Annotated in this window: 18 protein-coding genes and 1 riboswitch; of the genes, 5 read left to right on the forward strand and 13 right to left on the reverse strand. The window is 68.9% G+C overall.

Features of this window, described 5'->3' with window-relative positions:
• Positions 1-128: 128 nt before the first annotated feature.
• On the reverse strand, positions 129-1319 hold the full coding sequence (locus AB0B91_RS18455; RefSeq protein ID WP_358320524.1) for a cytochrome P450: 1191 nt from the start codon (positions 1317-1319) through the stop codon (positions 129-131).
• Between the two features lie 9 nt (positions 1320-1328).
• Complete coding sequence (locus tag AB0B91_RS18460) at positions 1329-2054, reverse strand: TerC family protein (RefSeq protein WP_358320526.1); 726 nt, start codon at positions 2052-2054, stop codon at positions 1329-1331.
• Positions 2055-2156: 102 nt separating this feature from the next.
• Positions 2157-2272, forward strand: a riboswitch (SAM riboswitch).
• 42 nt (positions 2273-2314) lie between these two features.
• Between AB0B91_RS18460 and AB0B91_RS18465 the strand changes: the two genes are divergently transcribed.
• Positions 2315-3625: an aminotransferase class V-fold PLP-dependent enzyme gene (locus AB0B91_RS18465; protein ID WP_358320529.1), complete on the forward strand. Its 1311-nt coding sequence runs from the start codon at positions 2315-2317 to the stop codon at positions 3623-3625.
• Between the two features lie 2 nt (positions 3626-3627).
• Here AB0B91_RS18465 and AB0B91_RS18470 read toward each other — a convergent pair whose 3' ends face one another.
• On the reverse strand, positions 3628-4200 hold the full coding sequence (locus AB0B91_RS18470; protein WP_358320532.1) for a DoxX family protein: 573 nt from the start codon (positions 4198-4200) through the stop codon (positions 3628-3630).
• 121 nt (positions 4201-4321) lie between these two features.
• On the opposite strand from AB0B91_RS18470, the gene AB0B91_RS18475 reads away from it, so the two are divergent.
• Genes AB0B91_RS18475 through AB0B91_RS18490 form a run of 4 tightly spaced genes read left to right on the forward strand, consistent with a single transcriptional unit; the run spans position 4322 to position 7107 of the window.
• On the forward strand, positions 4322-5467 hold the full coding sequence (locus AB0B91_RS18475; RefSeq protein ID WP_358320534.1) for an NADH-quinone oxidoreductase subunit D: 1146 nt from the start codon (positions 4322-4324) through the stop codon (positions 5465-5467).
• Positions 5464-6570 (forward strand): acyltransferase, encoded by a 1107-nt coding sequence (locus AB0B91_RS18480; protein WP_358320537.1) that lies wholly within the window; start codon positions 5464-5466, stop codon positions 6568-6570. The genes AB0B91_RS18475 and AB0B91_RS18480 overlap by 4 nt, the downstream gene beginning before the upstream one ends.
• Before the next feature lie 22 nt (positions 6571-6592).
• Entirely contained in the window at positions 6593-6793 is a 201-nt protein-coding gene (locus tag AB0B91_RS18485) for a hypothetical protein (RefSeq protein WP_358320538.1), read from the forward strand.
• A complete protein-coding gene (locus AB0B91_RS18490; protein WP_358320541.1) occupies positions 6790-7107 on the forward strand; it encodes a type II toxin-antitoxin system PemK/MazF family toxin in 318 nt (105 codons plus the stop codon). The genes AB0B91_RS18485 and AB0B91_RS18490 overlap by 4 nt, the downstream gene beginning before the upstream one ends.
• Here the strand turns inward: AB0B91_RS18490 and AB0B91_RS18495 are convergent.
• The 10 genes from AB0B91_RS18495 to AB0B91_RS18540 all read right to left on the reverse strand — a co-directional run bounded on the left by AB0B91_RS18495 (position 7092) and on the right by AB0B91_RS18540 (position 15259).
• Positions 7092-7547, reverse strand: coding sequence for a DUF3180 domain-containing protein (locus AB0B91_RS18495; protein ID WP_358320544.1), 456 nt, complete (start codon positions 7545-7547; stop codon positions 7092-7094). The two genes, AB0B91_RS18490 and AB0B91_RS18495, sit on opposite strands and share 16 nt — an antisense overlap.
• Positions 7544-8047 (reverse strand): 2-amino-4-hydroxy-6-hydroxymethyldihydropteridine diphosphokinase, encoded by a 504-nt coding sequence (gene folK / locus AB0B91_RS18500; protein ID WP_358320547.1) that lies wholly within the window; start codon positions 8045-8047, stop codon positions 7544-7546. The genes AB0B91_RS18495 and folK overlap by 4 nt, the downstream gene beginning before the upstream one ends.
• A gap of 25 nt (positions 8048-8072) precedes the next feature.
• Complete coding sequence (folB, locus tag AB0B91_RS18505; RefSeq protein WP_358320550.1) at positions 8073-8438, reverse strand: dihydroneopterin aldolase; 366 nt, start codon at positions 8436-8438, stop codon at positions 8073-8075.
• Entirely contained in the window at positions 8428-8871 is a 444-nt protein-coding gene (locus tag AB0B91_RS18510) for a nuclear transport factor 2 family protein (RefSeq protein WP_214641971.1), read from the reverse strand. The genes folB and AB0B91_RS18510 overlap by 11 nt, the downstream gene beginning before the upstream one ends.
• On the reverse strand, positions 8868-9674 hold the full coding sequence (folP, locus tag AB0B91_RS18515) for a dihydropteroate synthase (protein ID WP_358320818.1): 807 nt from the start codon (positions 9672-9674) through the stop codon (positions 8868-8870). Before folP ends, AB0B91_RS18510 begins: the two co-directional genes overlap by 4 nt.
• Before the next feature lie 149 nt (positions 9675-9823).
• Positions 9824-10402 carry a GTP cyclohydrolase I FolE gene (folE, locus tag AB0B91_RS18520; protein ID WP_214641972.1) on the reverse strand — a complete coding sequence of 193 codons (579 nt, stop codon included), beginning with the start codon at positions 10400-10402 and terminating at the stop codon, positions 9824-9826.
• Positions 10399-12393 (reverse strand): ATP-dependent zinc metalloprotease FtsH, encoded by a 1995-nt coding sequence (ftsH, locus tag AB0B91_RS18525; RefSeq protein ID WP_358320553.1) that lies wholly within the window; start codon positions 12391-12393, stop codon positions 10399-10401. Before ftsH ends, folE begins: the two co-directional genes overlap by 4 nt.
• A 226-nt stretch (positions 12394-12619) precedes the next feature.
• On the reverse strand, positions 12620-13171 hold the full coding sequence (gene hpt / locus AB0B91_RS18530; RefSeq protein WP_358320555.1) for a hypoxanthine phosphoribosyltransferase: 552 nt from the start codon (positions 13169-13171) through the stop codon (positions 12620-12622).
• A gap of 11 nt (positions 13172-13182) precedes the next feature.
• On the reverse strand, positions 13183-14175 hold the full coding sequence (tilS, locus tag AB0B91_RS18535) for a tRNA lysidine(34) synthetase TilS (protein ID WP_358320557.1): 993 nt from the start codon (positions 14173-14175) through the stop codon (positions 13183-13185).
• Positions 14176-14182: 7 nt separating this feature from the next.
• The gene (locus AB0B91_RS18540) at positions 14183-15259 is read right to left on the reverse strand and encodes a zinc-dependent metalloprotease (RefSeq protein WP_358320560.1); all 1077 of its coding nucleotides are present in this window, start codon (positions 15257-15259) and stop codon (positions 14183-14185) included.
• Positions 15260-15483: the final 224 nt, after the last annotated feature.

Genomic DNA, 15483 nt, shown 5'->3' on the forward strand with positions numbered 1-15483 from the left:
GGGGTCCTTCCGCCGTGCTTCGGCCTGAGGAGCGGGGCGGCTGGGGTCCTTTCGCCATACTTTCGCCTGGGGAGTGGGGGGCGGTTGTTCGCGGGGTCGGAAACGGAGCGGTCTGTGCGAAAGCGCGGCTAGCCGGTTGTGAGGTCGAGGGACTGCAGGCCGCGGATGACGTAGCCGGGCTTCCACTCCGGCTCGGTGACGAGCTCCAGCTTCGGCGCCCGCTCCAGCAGGGCGCCGAACGACTCGATCAGCTCCAGGCGGGCCAATGGCGCGCCGAGGCAGAAGTGGATCCCGGCCCCGAAGGAGATGTGCGGGTTGTCCGGCCGCCCGACGTCGAGCCGGTCCGGGTCGTCGAACACCGTCTCGTCCCGGTTGGCCGAGCCGAACAGCAGCGCCACCTCGGCCCCGCGCGGGATCTCGACCCCGTGCACCTCGATGTCCTCCAGCACCCACCGCTCGAACATCTGCAGCGGGGTGTCCCAGCGCATCAGCTCCTCGACGGCCGTGGGCAGCAGGCTCCGGTCCGCGCGCAGCCGGGCCAGCTCGGCGGGGTTGCGGAACAGGGACCACCAGCCGTTGCCGGTCACGTTCACGGTCGCCTCGTGGCCGGCGTTGAGCAGCAGCACACACGTGCCGACCAGCTCGTCCTCGGTGAGCTCGTCGATCGCCGCGAGCGCGCTGATCAGGTCGTCGCCCGGTCGCACGGCGCGCTCGCGCGCCAGGTCCGCGAGGTAGCCGGCGAACTCCGACGCCGCCTTGGCGGCCAGGTGCTGCGACTCCAGGCTCGGGTTCAGCTCGTACATGCGGCAGATGTCGGCCGACCAGGGGCGCAGCAGGTGCCGGTCCGCCTCGGGCACGCCGAGCATCTCCGCGATGACGGTCACCGGCAGCGGCTCGGCCACCTCGGCGATCAGGTCGCCGCCGCCCTTCTCGACGTACGCGGCGACCAGCCCCTCCGCGATCGACCTGACCCGGGGACGCAGCGACTCGACCATGCGCGGCGTGAACGCCTTGGAGACCAGCCGGCGCAGCCTGGTGTGCACCGGCGGCTCGACGTCGAGCATGCCCGCCCTGGTCACCCGCCAGAACGGCTCCTGGAACTCCGGCTCGGCCGGTCGGCCGAACTCCTCGTGCGTGGCCACGTGCAGGTAGGAGCGGCCCAGGCGACGGTCTCTGAGCAGCGCGTTCACGTCCGCGTGCCGGGAGACCAGCCACTGACCCGTCGGCTCGAAGTAGCTGACGGGCGCGTCATGCCTCAGCGCCGCGTAGGCGCCGTACGGATAGGCGACAAAATCCGGATTCCAGGGGTCGAAGCGCACTATTTCATCTTATGAGGATGCTTGCTTGGCATGCCTGCTGCGCATCCGGATGTTGAGCAGCTCCACGATGACCGAGAATGCCATCGCGAAGTAGATGTAGCCCTTCGAGATGTGCTGGCCGAGCCCCTCGGCGATGAGCACCACCCCGATCAGCACCAGGAACGCCAGAGCCAGCATCTTGATGCTCGGATGCTTGTCCACGAACCTGCTGATCGGCCCCGATGCGAACAGCATGACCAGCACCGCCACGATCACCGCGGCGATCATCACGCCGAGCTCGTCCACCATGCCCACGGCGGTGATCACCGAGTCGAGCGAGAACACCACGTCCAGCACCATGATCTGCGCGATCACCGAGGCGAACGACGTGACGGCCCGCGTCTTGCCGTCCTCCTCCTTCAGCTCCATGCTGTGCCCGATCTCGGTGACGCTCTTGGCCAGCAGGAACAGACCGCCCAGCAGCAGGATCAGGTCGCGCCCCGATATCTCGTGGCCGAAGACCTCGAACAGCGGCGCGGTCAGCCGCACCACCCACGACAACGCGAGCAGCAGGAGCAACCGGCTGATCAGAGCCGCGCCCAGACCCATGACGCGGGCCCTGTCACGCTGCTCCGGCGGCAGCTTCCCGGCCAGGATGGAGATGAAGATGATGTTGTCGATACCGAGCACGATCTCCAGCGCGACCAGGGTGAAAAACCCGATCCAGATCTGAGGGTCGGTCACCCAGTCCAGCATTAGTACTCCTCACGGCAGGGGTTTCAGGTTCCAACGAGGCAAGGGCCGCAGAAGTTCACCGTTGTGATTGATGGCCGAGTGTCGGTTATAGTGCGGGGTGTAGGTCATGAGTGCCAGCGCACAGCCCCGGCTTGCTGGCCGGCAACCCTCGCGTCCGCGGCGGGGTGCCCCGGGTGAAGACCTGGTCCGTCACGAGGTGTGGCGGGCAAGCGCGGGCTTGCTGGGTGCTCCAGGGGTCCGATGTCCCCAGGAGGTGCGCCATGTCCACTTTGACGATTTTCAGCTCCCTGCCCGCCCAGGCCACCGAGACGCCGGTCGGGCACAGCCGTCCGATCCCCGCCGTGCTCGGCACGGATCTGGAGGTCCCGGTCAAGGGCGGCCGGCTCGTGACGTACGCGAACCTCGACTACGCGGCGAGCGCCCCCTGTCTGGAGCCGGTCAGCGCCGCCGTCACCGCCGCGCTCCCGGCCTACTCCAGCGTGCACCGCGGCGCGGGGTACGCCTCCCAGCTCACCACGGCCCGCTACGAGCAGGCCCGCCACACGGTCAGGGCCTTCGTCGGCGCCCGCCCCGACGATGCCGTGATCTTCACCCGCAACACCACCGACGCCACGAACCTGCTGGCCCGCTGCCTGCCCGAGGGCACGACCGCGGTCGTCTTCGACACCGAGCACCACGCCTCGCTCCTGCCCTGGAAGCGGTCCGTACGGCTGGCGCCGCCCGCCTTCCCCGGTGAGGCGGTCCGCGTGGCCGACGAGGCGCTGGCCGGGATCGACGGCCCCAAGCTGCTGGTCGTCACCGCAGCCTCGAACGTCACCGGCGAGCTCTGGCCGATCGCCGCCCTGGCGCACATCGCGCACCGCCACGGGGCCCGGATCCTGGTGGACGCCGCCCAGCTGGTGCCGCACCGGCGGCTCAACCTGACCGCGCTCGACCTCGACTACGTCGCCTTCTCCGGCCACAAGCTCTACGCCCCCTTCGGCGCCGGGGTGCTGGTCGGCCGCCGTGACTGGCTCTCGTCCGGCGAGCCGTACCTGAAGGGCGGTGGCGCGGTGCGTTCGGTCGCCGCTGACGTCCAGGAAGGTGACGTCCAGGAAGGTATCGAGTGGCATGACGATGCCGAGCCGCGGCACGAGGCGGGCACCCCTAACGTGCTGGGTGCCATCGCCTTGGCCGCCGCCTGTGACGCGCTCAGCGCGACCGGCTGGACCGAGCTGGTGCGCGAGGAGGAGCGGCTGATCGCCCGGCTCCGGTCCGGGCTGGCCACGATCGAGGGCGTGCGCGAGCTGTCGCTGTGGGGGCCGGACCAGCCGCGCGTGGGCATCGTCTCGTTCGTCGTGGACGGGCACTCGGCGCGCGAGGTGGCCGAGGTGCTGTCCGGCGAGTACGGCATCGGCGTGCGTGACGGCAAGTTCTGCGCGCACCCCTTCGTCCGGCACCTGCTCGGCACCGCGGACGGCGGCTGCGAGGACGACACGGCCTCCGCGGTGCGTGCCTCGATCGGCATCGGCACCACGGAGGAGCACGTGGACCGCCTCGTCGACGCACTCCGGGACCTCGCCGCCCGCTGAGGTCAGCCGGGCGGTGGGCGTCTGCGCGATGGCTCGTCGGCGACGGTCTCATCGAAGTACCCGGTGGGGCGCGTGGACATGGGTCTGGTGGTGTCCGCCTCCGGTCTGATGGAGGTGGCCGGGGCGTGACCGGCGAGATCCTGCTCGGCCGCGCGGCGCTCGGCGCGCCGCCGGTACGTACTGTGCAGGATGCCGTCGATCCCGATCCGGCCACCGCCCAGCGCCACGAGCAGCAGGCAGACCACGCCCAGCGAACCGGCGAGCTCCCAGCCGCCGTTCTGCACCATGACGCCGTGCCCACCGTGGACGAACATGATCGCGCCCAGCATGTCGATCAGCAGCCCGAGGGCCGCCAGCCGGACCAGCAGGCCGATGATCAGCAGCGCCCCTCCGACGCTCTCCACGACGATGGCGAACAAGGCCGAGAGCTGCGGCAGCGGCACGCCGATCTGAGCGAAGGCGGCGGCCGTGGCCGGCACCCCGCCCTGCAACTTCTGCCACCCGTGGGTCACGAAGATCACACCGATCGCCACTCGCGCGATCAGGGCGGCCAGATCAAAGCCAATTCTTTGCACGGTATAACTCCCCCCGTTCCCGGTATTCCTCCCCTGTCAGGTAGGCAGGATGCGCCGGCATAACGTTCCTTGACCCTGTCCTGTGCTGGATCACCACCACTGCTGGTGGCAGCATTGCCATATGACGGAACGCGTGGTCGGGATCGGCGTCGGGGCGAAAGAGCTGGCCACCGAGGACATGATCCTCAATATCGGCCCTCAGCACCCGTCGACGCACGGCGTGCTCAGGCTGCGGCTCACCCTCGACGGCGAGCGCATCGCCACGGCCGAGCCGATCATCGGCTACATGCACCGGGGCGCGGAGAAGCTGTTCGAGGTCCGCGACTTCCGGCAGATCATCATGCTGGCCAACCGGCACGACTGGCTGGCGGGGTTCGCCAACGAGCTGGGCGTGGTCCTGGCCGCCGAGCGCATGCTGGGCATGGAGGTGCCGGTCCGGGCCGTCTGGGCCCGTACGCTACTGGCCGAGCTCAACCGGGTGCTCAGCCACCTGATGTTCCTCGGCTCGTACCCACTGGAGCTGGGCGCGATCACGCCGATCTTCTACGCCTTCAACGAGCGCGAACGCATCCAGGCCGTGATGGAGGAGATCTCCGGCGGCCGGATGCACTACATGTTCAACCGGGTCGGCGGGCTGAAGGAGGACCTGCCGCTCGGCTGGCTCGACCGGGTGTCGGAGACCGTCGCCGAGACCCGGCGCCGCGTGCCGGACATCGAGAATCTCATCCTGAACAACGAGATCTTCCTCGCCCGCACCAAGGGCGTCGGCGTCCTGTCCCGCGAGCAGGTCCTGCAGTACGGCGTGAGCGGCCCCATCGCCCGTGCCTCCAGTGTCGACATCGACCTGCGCCGCGACCAGCCGTACCTCGCCTATCCCGAGCTGCCGGTGAAGGTCGTCACGCGTAGTGCGGGCGACTGCCACGCCCGCTTCGAGATCCTCCTCGAACAGCTCAAGGTCTCGCTGGAGCTGGCCGACGCCTGTGTCGACCGGCTGCGCTCGCTGCCGCCGGGCCCCATCAACCAGCGGCTGCCCAAGGTGCTGAAGGTGCCGGAAGGGCACACGTACGCCTGGACCGAGAACCCGCTCGGCATCAACGGCTACTACCTCGTGTCCAAGGGAGACAAGACCCCATGGCGGCTCAAGCTGCGCTCCGCCTCCTACAGCAACATCCAGGTGCTCCGGGAGATGCTGCCGGGGCACCTCGTGGCCGACATGGTGGCGATTCTCGGCTCGATGTTCTTCGTCGTGGGTGACATCGACAAGTGACCGGCGTCGTGACTCCGCAGCGGGACAAATACGTCGACTGGCTGCGCGCCCTCAGCCTGATCGTCGTGGTGGTGTGGCACTGGGCGTTCACCATCCTGCAGTGGAAGCCCGATGGGCCCGAGCCGACCAGCCCGCTCGGCTTCACCTCGGGGCTGTGGATACTCACCTGGCTGCTTCAGGTGCTGCCGCTCTTCTTCTACGTCGGCGGCCACGTCCACCTGCTGTCGTGGAACCGCGCCCAGGCGCGCGGCGTCGGCATCGGCCGGTTCGTCTGGCGGCGCATCCGCGCGTTGTCCGCTCCCGCGCTCGTGCTTGCGGGCGTGTGGATCGCCATCGGCGCGGTCGTGACCTGGGTGTTCCACGTCGAGTGGATGTGGCGGGTGGTGCTGCTCGTGCTCAGCCCGCTCTGGTTCCTCGGCGTCTACCTGGTACTGATCGCGCTGCTGCCCGTGGCGCTGTGGCTGCACCGCCACTACGACGTGCTGGTGCTCATCTGGCTGGGCGGCGCCGCCCTGGTGGTCGACGTGGTCCGCTTCCGGTACGGTGTCGAGTGGGCCGGCTGGCTGAACATGATCATCGTCTGGGGGCTGGCCCACCAGGCCGGCTTCTTCTACGAGCGGGTCGTCATCCTGCCCCGGCGCTATGACGTGGGCATCCTGTGGACCGGGCTGTTCGCCCTGTTCGGCCTGGTCTACTCCGGCATCTACCCGGGCTCGATGGTCGGGGTGCCCGGCGACAAGTGGTCGAACATGGCCCCGCCCACCTTCGTCATCGTGGCGCTGCTGCTCTTCCAGATCGGGTTGGTGGAGGTGTTGCGGCCGTCGATGGAACGGGTCCTGGAGAAGCCCGGCTGGCGCCGGGTCAACGACACCATCAACCGCTATGCCCTGCCGCTGTTCCTCTTCCACACCACCGGTATGGCGATCGCGCTGGGCCTGCTGTGGTGGTTCTTCGGCACGCTCGGCGGCGAGGTGCCACCGGACCTCAGATGGTGGCTGGAGCGCCCGCTCGCCATCCTGGGCCCTCTGGTCTGCACCATGCCGGTCGTCTACCTCTTCGGCCACCGGCGAGTCTCTGCCGAACATGTGCCTGACAAACGTTGAACATCGTCGCTAGCCTGGAAGCATGATGGCCAACATAGGGTTCCGGGCCACCCCGGAGGACGAGCGCATCATCCAGGCCGCCATGCGCGAGGGCGAGCGGACCAGCGACGTGATCCGGCGCGCGCTCCGCCTGCTCGAACGGGAGGTCTGGCTCACGCGGGCACGCGCCGACGCCGCGCGGCTGGCCGACGAGGACCTGTCCGAGGAAGAGGACGCCTGGTGATCCGCGGCGCCATCTACCGGGTGGATCTGGGCGACGCGAAGCGGGGGCACGAGCAGCGGGGCCGTCGCCACGGTCTCGTGCTCAGCCCGGCGGACATGTCATGGAGCGTGGTCACGGTGATCCCTGCCTCCACCAGCGCGCAGGCCACCGTCTTCCGCCCCGAGGTGGAGTTCGGCGGGCGACGGACCAAGCTGCTCGTCGACCAGATCCGCACGATCGACGCCAACTTCATCCACGGGGAGCCCGTCTACTACCTGGGCCGCGACGAGCTGGCCGAGGTCGAGCATGCGGTCACGCTCTACCTGGGCCTCTGATCCTCGGGATCCTTGGGGATGCGGCAGGCGTGCTCCAGGAAGAGGGCCGCGCAGATCAGCACCACGAACGCCAGCAGCGAGCCCGTCGCGATGAAGAACTCGGCCCGCGGCGTCTCCCTGGTGAACAACTGGACCGTGTGCAGGGCGAACCCGCCGAAGAAGCCCGCGAACACCGCCCCCACGTAGGCCGACGCCTTGCCCAGTGCCGCCAGCCGGGCCACCGCCAGCGGCTCGACCGGCTTGGTGTCAGGTTTGTGGTCGATCCTGGCCTTCGTCACCCAGCCGCTGTAGGCCTCACCGACGGCCAGCAGCAGGACGGTGGGGATGGCGGTCCACGGCACGATGGGGAGGTCGGCGTAGAACTCCCGGACCACCATCCAGGAGACCAACGCCACGATCACGATGATGCCGACCAGCAGGCCGGGGCGGGTGGGCCTCAATCCGGCCTCTGCAGCTTGAGGTCCTCACGCAGCCGTACGCCGCTCTGGTCAAGGTCCGTGAGCAGGTCGGCGACCTGACCCTGGCCGGGCAGCACGCCGGCCGGGTCCACCTCCGACCAGGGGACGAGGACGAAGGCCCGCTCATGCGCGAGCGGATGCGGCAGCGTCAGGTCCGGGTCGTCGGAGATCGTGCCGCCCACGGAGATCAGGTCGATGTCGAGGGTACGCGGGCCCCAGCGTTCCTTGCGCTCCCGGCCGAAGGCGTTCTCGACGCTCTGCGCCCGCTCCAGCAGCGCGCGCGGCTGGAGCGTGGTCTCGGCGATGACGATCGCGTTGAGGAAGGGGCGCTGCCCGGCGGGACCGCCCACCGGGTCGGTCTCGTAGACGGGTGAGGCCGCGACGAACGACAGCCCCGGTGCGTCGAACAGTGTGTCGATGGCGCCCTGCAACGTCTGGAAGCGCCGCCCGAGATTGCTGCCGAGAGACAGTACGACGTTCACCTGCTGCTCCCCTCGCTCACGACGTTCATTCGCGACTCCGTTGGATGGTGACGACCACGTCGTCGAACGGCAGCGGGATCGGTGCCGCGGGCTTGTGCACACTCACCTCGACCGACTCCACCAGGCCGGCGGCCAGGCATACGTCGGCGAGGCGCTGCGCGAGCGTCTCGATCAGCTCGACCGGCTCGCCTTCCACGACCCGGACCAGCGCCTGGGCGAGCTCGCCGTAGTGGACCGTCTTGGTGAGGTCGTCGGAGGCGGCGGCGGGGGCGGTGTCGAGGAACAGCGTCGCGTCGACCACGAACTCCTGCCCCAGCTCACGCTCGGCCGCCAGCACGCCGTGTCGTCCCCGGGCCCGCAGGCCCTTCAGCGCGATGCGATCAGACCTCAAGCTCGCCTTCCTCCTCGTCGTCGTCACCTTGGAGCACCGGCGAACCGTGGTGCATCCACAGCCGCCAGCCCTGCGCCGTGCGCACGTAGACGTTACTGGCCACCACCTTGCCGGCGGCGAAGCTGGACTCGCCCTCCTCGCCCGCGGTGAGGATGTTCTCGACGCAGGTGAGCACGGCCACGTCGCCCAGGACGGTGGTGTTGACGTCGGTCAGCACGAACTGGATGTAGGTGGTGTTGGCCATGATGAGCGCCCAGGAGCGCAGCACCTCGGACCGCCCGGACAGCAGGGTCCAGCCCGGATGCACGCAGCTGACCTGCTCGTCGGCGGAGTCCTCCGCCCAGATCTCGGTCATCTTGTCGAGGTTGGCGTCCTCGATCGCGAGATAGAAGTCCTGGTTGACGGTCTCGATCGCGGCGGTGTCGACACTCATGTGTTGGCTCCGGGTCTCTTCCATGCGGCGGCCACGCGCACGGCATCGGCATTGGGACGTACTTCGTGCACTCGTACGCACCAGGCGCCGGCGTGCGCGGCCAGCGCCGTCACGGCCACCGTGGCGTCGTCACTGCGGCCGAACGGGCGCGGCGCGCCGTCGGCGTCGGCGAGCAGCCGCCCCAGGAACCGCTTGCGCGAGGCCCCGATCAGCAGCGGATAGCCCAGCTCGGCCAGCTCGCCCATCCCGGCGAGCAGCGCCCAGTTGTGCTCGGAGTTCTTCGCGAAGCCCAGCCCGGGATCGAGCACGATCTGCTTCTCGGAGACGCCTTCGGCCAACACCAGGTCGACCCGCTTGGCGAGCTCCTCGCGCACCTCGGTCACGACGTCGGTGTAGACGGCCCGGCGCTCCATGTCATGGCTGTGACCGCGCCAGTGCATCACCACGTAGTCGACGCCGGTGGCGGCCACCACGCGGGGCATGGCGGGATCGGCCAGGCCGCCGCTCACGTCGTTGACCAGGCTCGCCCCCGCCTCCACCGCGGCCTTGGCGACCTCGGCCCGCATGGTGTCGACGCTGACCGTCACCCCCTCGGTGCTGAGCGCCCTGATCACGGGCACGACGCGGGCCAGCTCCTCGTCGAGCGGCACCCTGGCGGCGCCGGGGCGGGTGGACTCACCACCCACGTCGACGATGTCGGCCCCTTCACCTACCAGCTCCAGACCGTGCCGGATCGCGACCCCCTCGTCGAACCACAGGCCGCCGTCGGAGAACGAGTCCGGCGTGACATTGACCACGCCCATGACGAGGCACCGCGCCTCAGCTCCGACAACCATGCCCCAAGCCTAGGCGGTCGTGGTTGGTGGGGTCTGTGGAGGGTCCCCACACGAAAATAACAATCCGATCCGTGCCATCTGGCGCTTTATCGGGTGCCGCTCTTATCGGTGAAGCTCTATCGGTGCAGGATGAGCGCCATCGCCTCGGCGCGGGTCTTGTCACTCGTACGGAAGTCACCGCGCACCGCCGACGTCACCGTCTTGGCGCCCGGCTTGCGGACCCCGCGCATGGTCATGCACAGGTGCTCGCACTCCACCACCACGATCACCCCGCGCGGCTCCAGGACCCGCATCAGGGCGTCGGCGATCTGCGACGTCATCCGCTCCTGCACCTGCGGGCGGCGGGCGAACACGTCCACCAGGCGGGCCAGCTTGGACAGCCCGGTCACCTGGCCGCGCTCGTTGGGGATGTAGCCCACGTGGGCCACCCCGTGGAAGGGCACCAGGTGGTGTTCGCAGGTGGAGTAGACCTCGATGTCCCTGACGAGCACCATCTCGTCGTGGTCGACGTCGAACACCTTGTTGAGCACGTCCTCCGGCGTCTGTCCGAGGCCGGAGAACTGCTCGGCGTAGGCCCGGGCCACCCGGGAAGGGGTGTCGAGGAGGCCGTCACGGTCGGGATCCTCGCCGATGGCGTAGAGGATCTCGCGGACGGCCTTCTCGATCCGGCCCAGGTCTACGTCGTGCGACTTCACGCACCGTCTCCAGAGGGCAGCGCGTCCTGGTGGCTCGCGGTGAGCGAGCCGTTGGCCGACAGCTCCTTCGGGGTCAGGATCGGCGGGCGGTCCGAGGGGAGCCGCTTGCCGTAACCCGCGTAGGACGGGCGGTGCTCCTTGACGACCACCGGGGCGAAGATGTCCAGCACCTGGTCGCGGGAGAGCGTCTCCTTCTCCATGAGCTGCAGCACCAGGTTGTCGAGCACGTCGCGGTATTCGACCAGGATGTCCCACGCCTGGTCGTGCGCCGTCTCGATCATCCGGCGGACCTCCTCGTCGATCGTCGAAGCGATCTTCTCGGAGTAGTCGCGCTCGTGGCCCATCTCCCGGCCCAGGAACACCTCGGCCTGCCCGGAGCCGAACTTGCGGGCGCCGAGCTGCTCGCTCATGCCGTATTCGGTCACCATGCGGCGGGCGACCGCCGTGGCCTTCTCGATGTCGTTGGAGGCGCCGGTGGTGGGCTCGTGGAAGACGAGCTCCTCCGCCGCGCGACCGCCGATCAGCATCGCGAGCTGGTCCATCATCTCGGACCTGGTGGCCAGGAACTTGTCCTCCATCGGCAGCGTCATGGTGTAACCCAGGGCGCGGCCACGGGACAGGATCGTGATCTTGTGGACCGGGTCGGAGTTGGGCAGCGCGTGCGCCACCAACGCGTGACCGCCTTCGTGGTAGGCGATCATCTTCTTTTCCTTGTCGGACATGACCCGCGACTTGCGCTCGGGCCCTGCCATGACGCGGTCGATCGACTCCTCCAGGATGTCCATCGAGATCAGCTTCTTGTCGGCGCGCGCGGTGAGCAGCGCCGCCTCGTTGATCACGTTGGCCAGGTCGGCGCCGGTGAACCCGGGAGTGCGCCGGGCGATGACGTCGAGGTCGACGTTCGGCTCGAACGGCTTGCCGCGGCCGTGGACCCTGAGGATGCCCTTGCGGCCCTCCAGGTCGGGGCGGTCGACGGTGACCTGCCGGTCGAAGCGGCCCGGACGCAGCAGCGCCGGGTCGAGGATGTCGGGCCGGTTGGTCGCGGCGATGAGGATCACGCCGCCCTTGACGTCGAAGCCGTCCATCTCGACGAGCAGCTGGTTGAGCGTCTGCTCGCGCTCGTCGTGGCCGCCGCCCAGGCCCGCGCCGCGGTGCCGGCCGACGGCGTCGATCTCGTCGATGAAGATGATCGCCGGTGCGTTGGCCTTCGCCTGCTCGAACAGGTCGCGGACACGAGAGGCGCCGACACCGACGAACATCTCGACGAAGTCGGAACCGGAGATCGAGTAGAACGGCACGCCGGCCTCACCGGCGACCGCGCGGGCGAGCAGCGTCTTGCCGGTGCCGGGCGGGCCGTACAGCAGCACGCCCTTGGGAATCTTCGCACCGATCGCCTGGAACTTGGCCGGGGCCTGCAGGAACTCCTTGATCTCCTGGAGCTCCTCGATGGCCTCGTCCGCGCCCGCGACGTCGGAGAAGGTGGTCTTGGGTGTGTCCTTGGTGATCAGCTTGGCCTTGGACTTGCCGAAGCTCATCACCCGCGAGCCGCCGCCCTGCATCTGGTTCATGATGAACAGGAAGATGAGCACGATGATGACGATCGGCAGGAAGCTCACCAGGATGCTGATCAGGAAGTTCTCCTGGGGCACCTCGGTGGTGAAGCTCTTGGTCGTGCCTGCCTGAACCTGCGCCTGCAGCTCTTCGGTCAGCTTCGGCCCGTAACCGGCGACCCAGTCAGACTGGATCATGTTGGTCGCCGTGTCGCCCGGCCTGACCGTGATCGGCTTGATCAGCGTCAGCTCGATCCGCTGATCCTTGTCGACAATCTTCGCGTTGCTTACATTGCCGGTGCGAATCTGCTGGAGGACTGTGGACGTGTCGGCCTGCTTGAAGTTGCCGCCGCCGCTCCAGAGCTGGGTGACGAGCAGGAGTAGCACGACGATGCCCAGGATCCACAGCAGTGGCCCACGTGTAAATCGCTTGAGATCCATCCGATGCGGAACCCCTTGCGGGCCCGTCCCTTCCTGACCATGGCCTGGAACCCCGGAAATGTCCCGGGGCCGCGGCATCCGACGCCGCGACTTCTGACTACCCGAAGGGGACGCTTGGTCACCCTCCCGGAGTCAGAAGGTACACCGGCAAAGCGAGCGGAGGGACCGCCCGCTACACCGGTCTTGCCCTACCAACGTACGTCAGGTGGCGCGGTGTTCCCGGCGACTACTTGTAAACATGGGGAGCCAGCGTCCCGATGAAGGGGAGATTGCGATATCGCTCCGCGTAGTCGAGCCCATAACCGATGACGAACTCGCTGGGAATGTCGAAGCCGACGTACTTCACCTCGATCGGCACCTTCACCGCGTCGGGCTTGCGCAGCGCGGCGCAGATCTCCAGCGACGCGGGATTGCGCGACTTGAGGTTTTCCAGCAGCCAGTGCAGCGTCAGGCCCGAGTCGATGATGTCCTCGACGATCAGCACGTGGCGGCCCATGATGTCGGTGTCGAGGTCCTTCAGCACCCGTACGACGCCGGACGACTTGGTGCCCGCACCGTAGGACGACACCGCCATCCAGTCCATCTGAACAGGCACGTGCAGGGCCCTGGCCAGGTCGGCCATCACCATGACCGCGCCTTTCAGCACGCCTACGAGCAGGATGTCCGTGCCCGCGTAGTCGGCGTCGATCCGGCCGGCAAGCTCTTTGATCTTGGCCTGGAGTTGGTCCTCGGGAATCAGGACTTTCTCGAGGTCCTTGCCCATGTCGGCAGCATCCACCTGATGGTTCCTTACGCGATAGGACTCATGGCGAGTATCAGGGTGTCATACCGCCGCACAGCGGCCATCCCCCCGGGTAGATCCACGGCCTTCTGCCCCCGCCACGCCGTGATCAGCCGGTCCACGGCACGCACGTGGGTCGCGGAGAGTGCCCCGGACTGCGCTCCCGCCGCGATGGCCGCCCGTCGCAGCACGCGTCGCCGGACGGCGTCTGGGAGGCGTTCCAGCTCGGGAACGGCCAGTGTCACCGAACCGGCGATATCGCTTAGAGCGCAATCCTGGTAGGCCGATTCGGCCCATGCGTCGAGGGCGTCGGCGTCGTCCCTGGCGAGATCGGCGGTTCTGGCGAGCGCCTCGGACACACCGGGACCCAGTTCCGACTCCAGCAGCGGGAGCACCCTGGTGCGTACCCGGACGCGGGTGTAGCGGGGATCCTCGTTGTGCGGGTCGTCCCAAGGGCTGAGGCCGAGCGCCGTGCACGCGGCGACCGTGGTGGCGCGGGAGAGAGTGAGGAACGGCCGGCGATAGCGGCCGGTCACCGGAGCCATGCCGGACAGCGACCTGAGCCCGCTGCCCCTGGCCAGGCCGAGCAGCACGGTTTCTGCCTGGTCGTTCCTGGTGTGGCCGAGCAGCACGGCCGCGGCTTGGAGCTTGTCGGCCGCCTCGGCGAGGGCGGCGTAGCGGGCGTCCCTGGCCGCCGCTTCCGGGCCGCCGGTCGTACCGACGTCCACGGTCAGGATGTCGGCGTGGTCGAGGCCCAGGGCCGGGGCCAGTGCGGCCACCGTCGCCGCGCGTGCGGCGGAGCCTTCCTGGAGCTGGTGGTCCACCGTGAGCAGCCCGGCCTTCAGGCCCGCGCGCGGCGCGACGAAGCCGAGCGCGGCGGCCAGCGCGAGGGAGTCGGCTCCCCCGCTGCAGGCCACCAGCACGAGCTCGCCGTCGCCGAGGTCGGCCAGCGCCTCGCGGACGGCCCTGCGGACGTCCGCGACTGCCGGGTGCGGGCCCATGACCAGGTCAGGCGGGCAGGGCGTTGCTGCCGGTCACGCGGCGTACCCAGGCGCTGGGGTCGGTGATCTCGGAGGTGGTCGGCAGGGTCTCGGGCGAGGTCCAGACGCGGTTGAAACCGTCCATGCCGGCCTGGTCCACCACCGCGCGGACGAAGGCCGAGCCCTCGGCGTACTGCTTCATCTTGACCTCGATGCCCAGCAGCCGCCGGACCGTGCGGTCGAGGCGCGAGCCGCCCTCGCGGCGATGGGCGAACTTGGCGCGGATGTCGGCCACCGACGGCACCACCGAGGGGCCGACGGCGTCCATGACGTAGTCGCCGTGCCCTTCGACCAGGGTCATCACGGCCGTGAGCCGGTCGAGGATCTCCTTCTGGGCAGGCGTCTGGATGGCGTCGATGAGGTTGCCCTCGCCGCCGCGCACCACGTCGGCCACCGTGTCGGCGGCGCTGCGCAGCCGCTCAAGCAGCGTGCCCAGGTCGAGGTCGGAGGCCAGCAAGAACTCGGTCATCTGCGAGCGGATGTATTCGCGCAGCCACGGCACGCCGGTGAACTGCACGCGGTGCGTCTCCTCGTGCAGGCACACCCAGAGGCGGAAGTCGTGCGGGTCGACGTTCATCTCGCGCTCGGCGTGCACGATGTTGGGCGCGACGAGCGTCAGCCGCCCCGCCGGCTCGCGGCCCGTCGGGTCGGGCGGCAGGAACAGCTCGTACTGGCCGAGCACCCGCGAGGCGAGGAAGGCGAGCACCGCGCCCACCTCCACGCCGGTGATGCGAGAGCCCACAGCCGTGACGATCGCCGGTGGCGGGTTGGCTCCGGCCCCGACCCGCTGGGTGAGCGGTTCGAGCACCACACGGAAGCCCTCGACGTTGGCCTTGATCCAGCCGGGGCGGTCGACGATGGTCGCCGCCTGTGGTGCGGTCTCAGTGTGAATCTTGGTGAACTCGCGTACGTGCCCCTCGGCCTCGCGTGACAGAGCGCGGAGTTCGGTGACGGCCTGCCTGGCCTCCTCCCGGCTCACCTGAGGACCGGGGCGCACCAGGCGCGTGCCGGTCGTGACGGCCAGATCCCAGTCGATCACCTGCATACCGTCCACCGTACGTGGTCCACGCTCGACCCGCGAAGGAGCGCCGGTGTCTGGAGTGAGGAGAGAGGGAGCGAAGCGACTGAACGACGATCGGAAGACGCCGGATCCCAGCGACTGAGCCGCGATCCGCAGGATCGCCATCAGCACGCGAAGGAGCGCCGGTGTCTGGAGTGAGGAGAGAGGGAGCGAAGCGACTGAACGACGATCGGAAGACGCCGGATCCC

Origin of the sequence: Nonomuraea sp. NPDC049141 (genome assembly GCF_040648415.1) — a bacterium.
Lineage (GTDB): Bacteria > Actinomycetota > Actinomycetes > Streptosporangiales > Streptosporangiaceae > Nonomuraea.